This window comes from Propionibacterium freudenreichii subsp. freudenreichii, from assembly GCF_000940845.1.
GTDB classification, from domain to species: Bacteria; Actinomycetota; Actinomycetes; order Propionibacteriales; family Propionibacteriaceae; genus Propionibacterium; species Propionibacterium freudenreichii.
Window position 1 is genome coordinate 1,390,999 of record NZ_CP010341.1, and the last position, 13,546, is coordinate 1,404,544.

Consider the following 13,546-nt stretch of genomic DNA (forward strand, 5'->3'; position numbering starts at 1 on the left):
CCCCGCAGGGCAGATCAGTCCCCCACACCGCCTATCGGATATTCGGGTTCCGGCCGTGGCAGTTCTTGAACTTCTTCCCGGAGCCGCAGGGGCAGGGATCATTGCGGCCGATCCCGGCGAACAGGTCATCCTCATCGGTCTTCTCGTCGCCGCGCAGTTCCTCGACATCCCCGGTCTCGGTGGGTGCCGAATAGGTCATGTGCTGCGGTTCGTTGCGTTCCAGGCCCTTGATGGCCGCCCGCTTGACCGCGGGTGCCTGGGCGGGCTCGGCGGCGCGCTTGGCGGTCCTCGTCGCCGTGGCAGTGGCCGCTCCGCTGCCTGACGGCGAGTCTCCGCCCGCCGACAGCATCTGGCGCACGTCCACCTCCTCGCCGTTCTCATCACGCTGGACGCCGACCTCGGGGGCGTCGGGCACCTGGATGTCGAGGTTGAACAGGAAGCCGACGACCTCCTCCTGGAATGCGGCGCGCATGGCGTCGAACATGTCGGCGCCCTCACGCTTGTACTCCACCAGGGGGTCACGCTGGGCCATGGCGCGCAGGCCAATGCCCTCGCGCAGGTAGTCCATCTCGTAGAGGTGGTCGCGCCACTTGCGGTCGAGCACGGTCAGCCAGACCTGGCGTTCCAGCTCGCGCATCATCTCTTCCCCGAGCTTCACCTCGCGGGCGTCGTAGGCGTCCTGGGCGTCGGCCTTGAAGTCGTCGACCAACTCATCGACATTCTCGATGCCGTCGTAGTCGGCCACCTTCAGGCTCACCGGGTAGAGCTGGCGCATGTCATTCCACAGGGCGTCCAGGTCCCACTCGTCGGAGAAGCCCTGGGTGTGCATCCGCACCGCGGACTCAACGACCCGATCAACCGTCGAGCGCAGCATTCCCTCGACGTCCGCGCCCTCCAGGACCTTGCGACGGTCGCGGTAGATCACGTGACGCTGGCGGTTCATCACGTCGTCGTACTTGAGCACATTCTTGCGGGTCTCGAAGTTCTGGGCCTCCAGCTGCTTCTGGGCACTCTCGATGGAGCGCGACAGCAGCTTCATCTCGATGGGCTGGTCCTCGGGCAACTGCATCGAGGTCATCACCCGTTCGACGGCCTCCGGCTTGAACAGGCGCAGCAGGTCGTCTTCCAGCGACAGGTAGAAGCGGCTCTCACCGGGGTCGCCCTGACGGCCGGACCGACCACGCAGCTGGTTGTCGATGCGTCGCGATTCGTGTCGTTCCGAACCCAGCACGTACAGGCCGCCCGCGTCGACGACCTCCTCATGCTCGTCGGCCACCTGTCCCTCAAGGTCCGACAGCGTGTCAGCCCATTGGGCCTCGTAGGCCTCAGGGTTCTCGACGGGATCGATGTGACGCTCGCGCAGCAGCTGGTCGGCCAGGAACTCGGGGTTGCCACCCAACATGATGTCGGTGCCTCGACCGGCCATATTGGTGGCCACCGTCACGGCGCCCTTGCGTCCGGCCTGCGCCACCACCGCAGCCTCACGGGCATGCTGCTTGGCATTGAGCACCTGGTGGGGAATCCCGGCGGCGCGCAGTCGCCGCGACAGTTCCTCGCTCTTGACCACCGACGCGGTGCCGATCAGCACCGGCTGCCCGTTGTCATGGCGCTCCACGACATCATCGACGATGGCGGTGAACTTGGCATCCTCCGACCGGTAGATGAGGTCGGACTGGTCCTTGCGGATCATCGGCTTGTTGGTCGGGATCTCCAGCACGCCCAGGCCGTAGACCTTCTGGAACTCGTCCTCTTCGGTCTTCGCGGTGCCGGTCATGCCCGAGAGCTTGTCGTACATGCGGAAGTAGTTCTGCAGGGTGATCGTGGCGAGCGTCTGGTACTCGTCCTTGATCTCCACCTTCTCCTTCGCCTCGAGGGCCTGGTGCAGGCCCTCGTTGTAGCGTCGGCCGGCCAGGACGCGGCCGGTGTGCTCGTCGACGATCAGCACCTCGCCGTCGATCACCACATAGTCCTTGTCGCGCTTGAACAGCTCCTTGGCCTTGATGGCGTTGTTCAGGTAGCCGATCAGGGGCGTATTCGCGCTCTCGTACAGGTTGTCGATACCCAGGTCGCTCTCGGTGACCTCGATGCCGTGGGCGAGCACTGAGACGGTGCGCTTCTTCTCATCGACCTCGTAGTCGGTGTCACGCTCCAGTCGCACGGCCAGGCGGGCGAACTCGGGATACCACTGCTTGTTCTCGGTGGCCGGCCCGGAAATGATGAGCGGGGTACGCGCCTCGTCGATCAGAATCGAGTCGACCTCATCGACGATGGCGAAGTGATGACCGTTCTGCACGCAGTCATCGAGGGTCAGCGCCATGTTGTCGCGCAGGTAATCGAAGCCGAACTCGTTGTTGGTGCCGTAGGTGATGTCACATGCATAGGCACGTCGCCGCTCATCGGGGGCCATCGGTGCGAGGATCACGCCGGTCTTCAGGCCCAGGAAGTGGTGCACGCGGCCCATCTGCTCCGCCTGGGACTGGGCCAGGTAGTCATTGACCGTGACCACGTGCACGCCCTTGCCGTCCAGCGCGTTCAGGTAGCTGGGGGCCAGGGCGACGATGGTCTTGCCCTCGCCGGTCTTCATCTCGGCAACATTGCCCTCGTGCAGGGCCGCGCCGCCCATGATCTGGACATCGAAGGGACGCTTGCCCAACACCCGCTTGGTGGCCTCACGCACGGTCGCGAACGCCTCGGGGAGCAGGTCGTCCAGACTCGCACCGTTGTCGAGCCGCTCACGGAAGTCGGCGGTCTGGCCGCGCAACTCCTCGTCGGTCATGGCAACGTAGTCGTCCTCGATGCTGTTCACTTGGTCAGCGATACGCGCCAGCCGCTTGAGGGTTCGGCCCTCGCCCGCGTGCAGCAGGCGGTCGATGAAACTCACGAGTTGGTGTCCTTATAGGTCGATCAGGTCGGCGGGGCGCACAGTGGCACCCTATTTCGGGTCCATCCTAGGCGCTCAAAATATCTTAAGTAGTATGCCGCCCGGCACCGGTGGCTGCGCGGCGGCGTCCGACGACATGGCAAACCGCCCGGCCGGGGGACGATTCCCCTGACCGGACGGCTCTTGGTTCCCCGTGCCCCAGCGGCCAACCATCACGCCGCAGGGGTTCGGGGAATCCGGTGGATCACTGCACCTCGAGGTGAATGACACCGTAGTCGTAGGCCTTGCGACGGTAGACCACGCTCGGCTTGCCGCTGGCCGCATCCACGAAGAGGAAGAAGTCGTGGCCCACCAGTTCCATCTGGTCCAGGGCCTGCGCCAGGGTGAGCGGGGTGGTCTCGAAGGTCTTCTCGCGCACCACCATCGGGCCGTCACCGTCGACGGTCATGCCGGCCACCTCGTGGGTGTCCTCGGCAGTCTTGACGCTCTGGTCCTCCACCGCGACCGGCAGGTCGGCCAGACGCTGGCCGCCGCGACGACGCTTGCGGCGATCCGCGGCCTTGCGCAATTGGGCGATGAGGCGATCAAGCGCCTGGTCGAAGGCGATCATCTTGTCCTCGGCCATTCCGCCGGCGCGAATGACCGGACCCTTGCCGCGAACGGTGATTTCGCAACGGATGGCGTTGGATGGATCACCCTTGGACTCATTGGCGGTGAATTCGACCTCGGTACGAATCACACGGTCCTTGAGCTTGACGATCGAATCATTCAACCGGCGACTGACCAGATCGCGCGTTGCGTCGTTGATACTGATACGGCGCCCGGTGACGATGACGTCCATCTTGATCCCCTTTCGGTGGATTATCTCTATCGACGGGCCTGCAGGCCACTGGCTCATGAATCGAAGGGCTGTCCGACCCGCAGACGACGAAGGCACGAGCCGCAGAGTCCCCCGGTTCGGATGGGGAGTCTGATGCGTCGTGCCATGTCACAACGCTAGCGGGTTTGGTCGCCCGGGGCGAGGGGTGACCCGACACGGCGGGGCACGGATCCGGCCAATTCCGTCTGTGCCGCACAGGCGACGCCCCACACCCGGGCCCCGGCGGCACGCAGGGCCCGCACGGCCTCCCGGACCGTCGCGCCCGTGGTCACCACATCATCGACGACGACGATCGGGCGCGCCTGCCACAGCTGTGGACCGCGGGTTCGTGGGAGGCACCATCGCGGGGAACCGATGCTCATGGTGCCGTGCTGGCCTGCTCGTCGGGCAGCTGATCCCAGGCCGATCTGATCGCGGGTCGCACTGACCCTGCGCAGCAGCTTGCACCATTCCAGCCCGCAGACGGCCGCCGCGCGGCGGGTGATCGTCGTCGTGTGGTCAAGGCCCCGGGCCCGCACCCGGCGTGGATCGGCCGGCACCGGAACCAGGATGGGGACCTCGCCGCCGGCGCCTGCGGTCGGGCCCCTCGCACCCCAGAGGGGCGATGCGTCGCCGCCCGGCCCCGCGAGCAGCAGGCCTGCCAGCGCCCGGGACACGAGCCGAGACAGGGGTGCTGCCAGGGTCCATGCGCCCCGGTCCTTGAAGGCGATCACCAGTTTTCCGGCGATGGGGTCGTAACGGCTGCCCGACCAGACCGGAACCATGCCATCGACCAGGTCATCCCCGTCGGGTTCACGAACCAGCGGTCCGTCGTCGAGGCGTCGGTCGCACGGGGCACACAGCACCGGTCCCGGTGATCCGCAGGCCACGCACTCCGAGCCGAGGAGCAGGTCCTGCCCCGCTGCAATCACATGCGAAAGGTTCATATGGGCAGTGTGTGCGCGCCCGCTCGATCCGGTGCATTCCGGTGGTACGTGCGCACGGCAGCATCGCGCACCGGGGCCGGTTCACACCGTCAGGGGTTCCGGGATCCAGCGCACATCGGTGGTGTGGCCGAGTCGATAGCCCAGTCCGCGCACCGTCGTCACGATCCGGGGCCGGTCGGGGTCCGCCTCGATCTTCGCCCGCAGCCGCTGCACGTGCACCGTGACCACGCGTTCGTCGCCGGCATGTCCGTATCCCCAGACCTCCGCGAGGAGTTCCTCGCGGCTGAAGACATGTCCGGGTCGTTCGACCAGGGTGACCAACAGCTTGAATTCGGTCGGGGTCACGTTGATCGGCTCGCGGTGACGGCGCACCTGCCGGTTGTCCACGTCGACCTCGAGGTCATCGACCATCACCGTGTGCCGCGCCTGGATCCCATTGCGCCGACGCCGCATGCGCGCCTGGACGCGCACGAGCAGTTCCGCACCCGCGAACGGTTCGACGATGTAGTCATCAGCTCCGGCCCGGAATCCCTCCACGATGTCCTCGGTGGCCGAGCCGGTCGACACCAGGATGATGGGCACATCGGATTCCCGCCTGATCTCACGGCAGACATCCAGTCCACTGCGACCGGCCAGGCCCACTTCCATGACCACGAGGTCGGGCCTGGTCTCGTGGAACGACTTCAAGGCGATGGACGCGCTGGCGCACCACCGGGTGGCAAAGCCAAGCTCCGAGAGCAGGTCATGCAGTTCATCGGCGCGTTCCGCGTCGTCCTGGACGATCAGGACCAGCCCCGGCCCGCCGACCTCAATGTCCGTCATCAACTCCACCAGAATCACAGCACGCGAAGCACGGGCACCAGAACGGAAAACCTGTGCCTTGCCACTATAGGAAGCTGGTGGACCCCGCCGGGAGTTGTCCGGATGTGGAGCGGGCTGGCAGGTCCCGGTCGGGGCTCAATTCAGGGCGGGCTTGTCGGCGTAGCCGCTCAGCAGGCCGGCATCCCCGCCGACGCGGCGCAGCACGCGCCGCCACAATCCCTCGGCCTGGGCGCCGAACACATCCTCATCGCGGGCCGGTGCGCGCAGCCAGACCCCGCGATCAAGCTCATCGGACAGCTGTCCGGGGTCCCAGCCGGAGTAGCCGGCAAAGACGCGGACGTCGCTGTAGGCGCCGGCGGCGATCTCCACGGGGGTGTCCAGGTGCAGCAGGCCGACGTCGCCCAGCACGGGCCGCCATCCGGGGGGTTCCTCACCGCTATCCATCACCTTGGCCAGGCAGATCGCACCGTTGGGGGCCACCGGGCCCCCGGCGAAGAGCACCGATGGTGGGTTGAGCTCCCCCGCCCAGGCGGGGAGCACTTCTGCCACCGGCGTGGTGGAGGGCTTGTTGAGGGCCACCCCGATGGCACCGTTCTCGTCATTGTCGAGCAGGAAGATGACGGCCTGGTCGAAGAATCCACCGCCGGCCGCCTCAGAGCTGACCAGCAGCTCACCTGCGTGGGGCGACGACGAGAAGTTCACGCCCCAAGTCTGGCACGCGACGACGAATCGTCGGCCCCGGGTGGGCCGTCGTCGTGTCCCCCCGTGCCCTAAGCGTGCCCCCAGCGTGCCCCCAGCAGATGAAATCGTGGCCGATTCGTGGCGATTCGTTGCGACCAGTTGCGGGAAGCGTCCGGCGTGAAACCCTGGTGGGCACGCCAAAAGGCCCCGTCCCTTGCGGGGCGGGGCCTTTAGTGGTGGAGGTGGCGGGAATTGAACCCGCGTCCTGACGTAACGAACCAGATCTTCTCCGGGTGCAGCTGACATTGCGGTCTACTCGGCTCCTGTGCTCACGTCAGCAAGTCACAGCCAAGCCCAGTTCGAGAAAAGTCCCTGTCGATCCCTCGAACGCAGATCGACAAGCAAGCCCTCTAAATGAGGCCAGGATCCGGACGGAAGGCTACATCCGGGCTGACCCTTCGGTCACTGCTCAGGCAGCGAGAGCGAAGTCAGTGCGATTGGTATCGGCACTTATTGGTTTCCAGAGGACATTAACGAGATGACTCTGGATTCTCGACCCGCTTCTTCTGGAACTATCACTCCAGTCGAAACCGATCACCCCCATGTTTCTGGTCTTGCGTATTCAATTGTACTGTTCAGTTGTCACGAGGGCCGCACAGGGCAGTGCCCGCAGCTCCCTTATCTCCTCCAACGCTACCCCATGGCCCAGTATTCCCGCACGGGCGCCTACTTCTCGTCGAGCACCCGGATCGGCAGCACTCGTTGCAGGACATTGCGCGAGTCCTTCCCGTCCGAGGCATTGAGCCCCGACACCACGATCAGCACGAGCGCCAATGCGGACCAGACGGCAAAGGGTATCCACCCCAGCCCGAGCAGGGCACTGAACCCCACCACCAGCGCGGACACGATGGCAATCGCAATCTGGGTGTTGAAGGCCTTGGCCGCCTCCCGATGGGGGTAGCTGTGTGGCTTGGACAGCGCGTAGACGGCCGCGGGGCCAACGATCCAGGTGAACGCGCCCGACCAATGGGCGGCGGCCCCGGCCCAGCGTCCAGCACTTCGTCGCACTTCCCGGGGCACGACCACCGAGGGGTAGGCCCCGAACTGACCGACCACCTGGCTGGCGAGTCCTGCCTTCACAAAGCCCTCGAGTGCCGCATTGAGCTCCCGGCGTGTCCGGGCGCGCAGCACCTTGTCGATGCGCCGCCCGAACTCCTCGTGGGACAGGCGGCCTTCGGCGTAGGCGTCCTGCAAATAGCGCTCACTGCGTTGACGTTGCTCTTCGGTGATGGGTGCGTCGAGCAGGTCTCGGCCCGCAGCGCCGAATGACTCCGGCGTGAATCCGGGGATCGGCGAACCTGATGGCATCGGCATACCTCAACTCTGCCCGCAGCCCCTGGCCAAATCCAAGGCCATTGCGGCACGGACATGCCCCATTGGTCCCCGATCATCGGGACTCAGTGGCGGTGCCGCCGATTGCGGTCGGCCAGGTCGCGCTCGGCCTCACGGTTCATGTCGCGCTCGCGGATGGTTTGGCGCTTGTCCCACTCCCGCTTGCCCGTACCCACGGCAATCTCCACCTTGGCGTTGCCGTCCTTGAAGTAGATCGACAGGGGAACCAGGGTGCGCCCGCCCGAATCGCCCAGGGCGCGCTCGAGGCGCTTGATCTCCTGGCGGTGCAGGAGCAGCTTGCGCTTGCGCATCGCCGAGTGGTTGCGCCACGTCCCCAGGGTGTACTCGGGAATGTTGGCATTGCGCAGCCACACCTCGTTGTCGTCGATGGTGGCGAAGGCGTCAACCAGGGACGCCCGACCATCACGCAGGGACTTCACTTCGGTGCCGGTCAGCACGATGCCCGCTTCGAGGCGCTCGCCGATCGAATAGTCATGCAGCGCCTTCTTGTTGCGGGCGATCATCTTCTCGCCCTTTTCACGAGGCATCGCAGCTCCCTTCTCTCGGCGTGACGCGTTCCTCTTGGCGCGACGCGCCTTCCGGCGTGACGCGACCAATCAGGCTAGCGACCGCATCCTTCGCATGGCGAATCAGCGGCTGCGGCCGTGAACCAGCCCGGTTGCCAACCCTATGCGGGCTCACCAACCGCCGGCGCCACCGCCGCCACCACCACCACCGGAGAAGCCGCCGCCACCGAAGGCGCTGCCACCGCTGCCGAAGCCGGCTCCCCCGGAGGACTCCGGCACGCTGATGCCCGAATCGACTCCGCTGAGCACCCCACTGGTGAAGTAGGCGTAGCGGAAGCCGCAGGGATCGCCGTAGTACCAATAGGGCGCCGTCTCGGTCAGCCGCCCCTGGGCGACCAACTGCTCGCACAGGCTGGCCCAACGGTCGGCGATGCCGAAGGCGATGGCCCAGGGCAGGTACTGGCTGAAGATGTCCTGCCCCTCCTCGAACTTCAGCTGGTCGGCCTCGGCGGTCTTGAGGTACTCCTCGAACCCCTGCACCTGATCTGTATAGGCGCGGCCCATGGCGGTACGGGTGCCCCGCCGTGCGATCGACGAGCGAATGAGCAGGGTGATGATTCCCACGACGACCAGGGCCCCGATGATCATCAGCGCGGTCAGCCCGGCGGCATTCGACGCCAGGGCCGCTGTATTGCTGAGCAATGACCCGCCGAACCATGCCCCGATCAACACCACGAAGCTGCCGATGACCGCTCCGCTGCGCTTGGTGCCCACCTGTCCGATGCGCTTCATGAGGCCCTGACTGGTTGCCGTGGCGGCGACCTCGCGGGCGAGCTCGGAACTGGCGTCCGACATGGAACCGGGATCAGACAGGTTCACCTCGGTGCCCACGGCAACGGAACCGAACAGAGCATCGAGCAGCTTCTTCTCATAGGGCGTGGTGGCCTTGTCCGCATCGATGAGGCGCCCGAAGAGCTCCGATGAGCCATGCCGGCCCGTCGTCGAGCGCAGCTGGATGGCCCGACGCACCGCCAGGTCAACCAGGGTGGCCGTCATCTCCTGGGAATCAACCTGACCGTCCACGAGCAGGCCGCCGAGCGCGACCGGGATCTGTGGCGGATCGAAGCGCACGGGCACCACGTCATGCTTCGAGGCGGGCCCCACCTGCGCAGCATCCACATCCACCGGCACGGTGCCCGGGGGGACACCCAGGAAGCGTTCGTCAGCACTGTTCTTGCGGAACCGGACGAGGTAGATGGCCCCGACGATCGCGGCCGCGGCCAACGTGGCAATGCCCCATGGCGCGGCCTGGGCGGCGGAGCTCTTGGCGGCGGGTTCCAGCCGGGGCGTGCCGTTGGCGACCAGGCCGCTGGCGATGCCCACGCCGACCGTCATGACCTCACTGCCCTGCTTCACATCCTGGTGGAAGACTGCCTGCTGATCCGCCACCGATGACGAGGTGCAGGCGGTATCCGACCCGACGGCGCCCGAGAAGCACTGGACCTGCTGGGCGCCACCGGGCACCGCAACAGTGATCCTGATGTCATTCACATCCGGGGTGTTGTCCCCCACCGCATCCCAGTAGAGCTGTTCCACGCCCTGTGCATCGCGCAGCGCCCCCTTGACGTCGTAGCTGATCACATAGGTGGCGGTGGCGCTGGAAACCCGCTTGTTCGCATCACCGATCTTGATCGTCACGAAGCGCTCGCGGGGATTGCCCTTGGTGGCCTCATCGCTCTGGGTGAAGCTCGCCGGTGCATCGGGACTCGAGACCTGGACATTGCTGACGTCGTAGACGATGTCCTGGTTCTTGTTGTCGCCGTCGGGCTCGCGGGTCAGCAGCGTGCGGTACATGCCATGTCGGGCCGAGTCGCTCGCGAAGCGGTAGACGAGGGTTTCCCGGACGTGGGTGGTGCCGTCAGTTCCGACCGTGTAGTCGGCCGTCCACGAGTCGAAGGAATCCGAGGTCTGTGCCAGTGCCCGTTGCGGCGCGGCGGTCAGGCCCAGGGCAACCATCAGCAGTGCCAGGAACCCCATGAGGGCGGCGCGGGTGGCGCCACCGGTGCGACGGTGCGGCGCGGCGCCCGGCGGGCGTTGGCGCGCCCCCGGGCGACCAGCAGTCATGGCGGGACTTCCCGTCGAATGTGACATCGAACACCTTCCGGTCATTGATCGGATTCACGCATCGCATATCGGGGATGCCCACGAGGCGCACCCCGGCTGCCTGCCCACGGCAAAGCAGCTCGCCATCAAACCTACGGCCTCAGCCGGGAATGGTGGCGAGCTGTTCGCATCAGGATCGGCGCGTCAGGCCACCGTGATCCAGTTCTGGGGATCATCCGTGGCACCGTTCACGTACACATGGAAGTGCAGGTGGCAGCCGGTTGACAGCCCGGTGGTGCCCACGTAGCCGATGAGCTGCCCCTTGTCGACGTGCTGACCGGCGCTCACCACATAGCTCGACGCATGGTTGTAACCGGTGGACAGGTAGACGCCATTGACCAGGCCGTGGTCGATGACCAGCCGATTTCCGTACCCGCCCGACTGTCCCGGGGTGAGCACATCGGCCACGGTACCGGCGGCTGCGGCGTACATCGGCGCATTGCAGCCCGCTCCCAGGTCGAGCCCATCATGGAACTCGGTGTAGCCCAGCACGGGATTGATGCGCGTGTGGTAGGTGTCGGTGATGGGGGCCCCGGGCACCGGATCGGCAAGTACGGAGCTGGTCGATGTCGCGATCGAATTGCCTGCGGCCGCGGCCTGGGCGGCAGCCGCATCCGCCTGTTGGGCGGCCTGCGCGGCGGCAGCGGCAGCCGCGTTGCGGTCCTTGATGCGCTGCGCCACTGCATTGGACTGGGCCTTCAGGTCGGCGTTGCGCGCCTGCGCATCGGCAAGTGCCTGCTCGGCCGCCGACTTGTCCGCCGCATTCTTGCTCACCAGCGCATCGACCTTTGCCTTGGCGTCCTGGGCTGCCTGCGCGGTGCTGGCCCTGCTGTTCAGGGCGTCAGCGGCGGCCTGTCGGTCCCGCTGGGCCGCTGCCTCGGCGTCCTTCATGGCCTGCTCGGCCTGCTCGAGCCTTTGCTCAACATCCTGGAGGCGATCGAGCTCATACTGCTGGGCCCGGAATGCCTGGTCAGTCCACTGGATGCGGTTGGACATGTCACCGGTGGACAGGTTGTTGACGAAGATCCCGATGGTGACCAGGCCACTGTTCTGCTGGGTGGTGTGACGCACATCGGTGCCGACCTTGCGCTTCTGCGCATCCACGTCGGCCCGGGCCTTCGCCGCATCATCCTGCGCCTTCACCAGGGCTGCCTCGGCATCCTTCAACGCACGGGCGGCATCGTCGTCGCTGCGTGCCGCGGCATCGCGATCGGCCTCGGCCCTGGCCAGGCCGGCCTGGGCGTCCGCCAACTGCTGCTGGGAGGCTGACAGGGTCTTCTCGGCGTCCTGGAGCTTCGCGTCGGAGGCATAGACATCCGAATCGCTCGCACCGATCTGCTGTTGCAGGCTGGCCTGCTGGTCCTCGAGGTCATCGGCGCCGGAAACGGCCGGCATCATGGACAACGCGACCGAACAGGCGACCAGTCCGACCCATGCCCGACGGGGCAGGGCCATTCTGCGCATCGCACCTCGGGTCTTCGCCTGCTTCACGGATTGGCCCCTTCCAGAGTCAAAGAAGTAATTCACGGTTCACACTCTCAAATAGCGGCGCGTTGCCACGAAGGTGGGAATGATCGACAACAGGACCCCCACGACGGCGACCCAGACCACGGCCACCGCAGTGTCACCCCAGGTGATCCAGCCCAGGCTCTGGATGGCGAGCTGGGAACGCACCCGGTCGATCACGAAGTACTGCAGTGCTGACATCGAGGCTCCGGCGAGCACCACGCCCGCGACGCCGGCGAAGAGTGCCTCCAACAGGAATGGCAGCATGATGTAGCCATTGGACGCGCCCACCAGCCGCATGATGCCGATCTCACGGCGTCGCGTGTAGGCGGACATCCGGATCGTATTGCCGATCTGCAGGGCCGCGGCCAACAGCAGCATCCCCGCAATGCCCATCGCGCCCCACTTCAGGCCGTTGAGGACCTTGAAGAAGGGGTCGAGCACACTGTGCAGGTCCTGCACCGCCTGCACGCCCATCAGGCCCTGCGATTCGGCCACCACGCCCTTGTAGTTCTGGGGATCCTTGAGCTTCACCCGGAACGAATCCTGCATCTGGTCGACGGTCAGGGAATCCTTGATGGGATTGTCCTTGTAGACCCGCTGGAATTCGTCGTAGGCCTCCTGCTTGGTCTCGTAGTAGATATTCGAGACATCGGGATTGGCGGTGAGCCGCGAACGGATCGCGTCGCGCTGTGAGGCGGTGGTGTCCTGCCCGGCCTCGCAATTGCCGCCGGCGGATTCGGTGGCGGAGTCCGCCGTGCACAGGAAGACCGAGATCTCAATCTTGTCGTACCACTTGCCCTTCATCTCATTGACCTGGGCCATGGTCATGAGGCTGGCGCCGAACAGGGCCAACGACACCCACATGGTCACGATGACGGCAATGGTCATCGACAGATTGCGCTTCAGGCCCGACCAGGTCTCACGCAGCGTGTGGCGCATGGCGGCCCATCCCATCGTTGTTTGACAATTTCATCGGCTCACAGGTTCCCGTATGCGCCCTGCTTCTGGTCGCGTACGAGCTCGCCCTTGTCGAGCTCGATGACGCGACGCCGCATCTGATCGACGATGGTCGAATCATGGGTGGCCATGATCACCGTGGTGTCACGACGATTGATCCGATCGAGCAGCTTCATGATGCCGACGCTGGTGGCCGGATCGAGGTTTCCGGTGGGCTCGTCGGCAATGAGGATCTTGGGATTGTTCACCACGGCGCGCGCAATGGCGACGCGCTGCTGCTCGCCACCGGACAATTCCTCCGGTCGACGCTCCCCCTTGTTGGCCAGGCCCACGAGCTCCAGGGTGGCGGGCACCTGTTGGCGGATCTCACGCATGGGCCTGCCCAGCACCTGCAGCGCGAACGCGACGTTCTGGTAGACGGTCTGTCCGGGCAGCAGCCGAAAATCCTGGAAGACGGTGCCGATCTGGCGGCGCAGCGCGGGCACCTTCCAGTTGTGCAGGCGCCCCAGGTCCTTGCCGGCCACGAACACCCGGCCGGTGGTGGGACGGTATTCACGAAGGATCAGGCGCAGGAAGGTCGATTTGCCCGAGCCGGAAACCCCGACGAGGAAGACGAACTCACCCTTGTCGATGTCGACGCTGACATGCCTGAGGGCAGGGGTCGTCTGCCTCGGGTAGAGCTTCGAGACGTCTTCGAAAGTAATCACGCACAGTCCTGCCGGGTGGGAAGGGGAAGAACGCTGAGTGTTTCTCAGCCCGGACAGGGGTGAGCCTATTCAGTGGGGCCCTCCGATGGGCGCCGCGGCGC

At 65.8% G+C, this 13,546-nt stretch carries 11 protein-coding genes and 1 other RNA gene; all 12 read right to left on the reverse strand.

Annotated features, from left to right (window positions below; all coding sequences use genetic code 11):
- Positions 1–31: 31 nt before the first annotated feature.
- The gene (secA, locus tag RM25_RS05940; RefSeq protein WP_013160876.1) at positions 32–2,881 is read right to left on the reverse strand and encodes a preprotein translocase subunit SecA; all 2,850 of its coding nucleotides are present in this window, start codon (positions 2,879–2,881) and stop codon (positions 32–34) included.
- 244 nt (positions 2,882–3,125) lie between these two features.
- Positions 3,126–3,722 carry a ribosome hibernation-promoting factor, HPF/YfiA family gene (hpf, locus tag RM25_RS05945; protein WP_044636182.1) on the reverse strand — a complete coding sequence of 199 codons (597 nt, stop codon included), beginning with the start codon at positions 3,720–3,722 and terminating at the stop codon, positions 3,126–3,128.
- A gap of 155 nt (positions 3,723–3,877) precedes the next feature.
- Entirely contained in the window at positions 3,878–4,687 is an 810-nt protein-coding gene (locus RM25_RS05950) for a ComF family protein (RefSeq protein ID WP_013160874.1), read from the reverse strand.
- A gap of 81 nt (positions 4,688–4,768) precedes the next feature.
- Positions 4,769–5,509 (reverse strand): winged helix-turn-helix domain-containing protein, encoded by a 741-nt coding sequence (locus RM25_RS05955; protein ID WP_013160873.1) that lies wholly within the window; start codon positions 5,507–5,509, stop codon positions 4,769–4,771.
- Between the two features lie 135 nt (positions 5,510–5,644).
- The gene (locus RM25_RS05960; RefSeq protein ID WP_013160872.1) at positions 5,645–6,211 is read right to left on the reverse strand and encodes a YqgE/AlgH family protein; all 567 of its coding nucleotides are present in this window, start codon (positions 6,209–6,211) and stop codon (positions 5,645–5,647) included.
- 213 nt (positions 6,212–6,424) lie between these two features.
- Positions 6,425–6,792, reverse strand: a transfer-messenger RNA (tmRNA) gene (gene ssrA / locus RM25_RS12280).
- Between the two features lie 124 nt (positions 6,793–6,916).
- Entirely contained in the window at positions 6,917–7,564 is a 648-nt protein-coding gene (locus RM25_RS05965; protein WP_044636183.1) for a DUF1707 and DUF4870 domain-containing protein, read from the reverse strand.
- An 83-nt stretch (positions 7,565–7,647) separates the two neighbouring features.
- Positions 7,648–8,130 carry an SsrA-binding protein SmpB gene (gene smpB, locus RM25_RS05970; protein WP_013160870.1) on the reverse strand — a complete coding sequence of 161 codons (483 nt, stop codon included), beginning with the start codon at positions 8,128–8,130 and terminating at the stop codon, positions 7,648–7,650.
- A gap of 150 nt (positions 8,131–8,280) precedes the next feature.
- On the reverse strand, positions 8,281–10,233 hold the full coding sequence (locus RM25_RS05975; protein WP_158487051.1) for a DUF2207 domain-containing protein: 1,953 nt from the start codon (positions 10,231–10,233) through the stop codon (positions 8,281–8,283).
- Between the two features lie 183 nt (positions 10,234–10,416).
- Positions 10,417–11,763 carry a M23 family metallopeptidase gene (locus tag RM25_RS05980; protein WP_080774494.1) on the reverse strand — a complete coding sequence of 449 codons (1,347 nt, stop codon included), beginning with the start codon at positions 11,761–11,763 and terminating at the stop codon, positions 10,417–10,419.
- Positions 11,764–11,802: 39 nt separating this feature from the next.
- Entirely contained in the window at positions 11,803–12,720 is a 918-nt protein-coding gene (gene ftsX, locus RM25_RS05985) for a permease-like cell division protein FtsX (protein WP_080774594.1), read from the reverse strand.
- A gap of 38 nt (positions 12,721–12,758) precedes the next feature.
- Positions 12,759–13,445 carry a cell division ATP-binding protein FtsE gene (gene ftsE, locus RM25_RS05990; protein WP_013160866.1) on the reverse strand — a complete coding sequence of 229 codons (687 nt, stop codon included), beginning with the start codon at positions 13,443–13,445 and terminating at the stop codon, positions 12,759–12,761.
- Between the last annotated feature and the right edge of the window lie 101 nt (positions 13,446–13,546).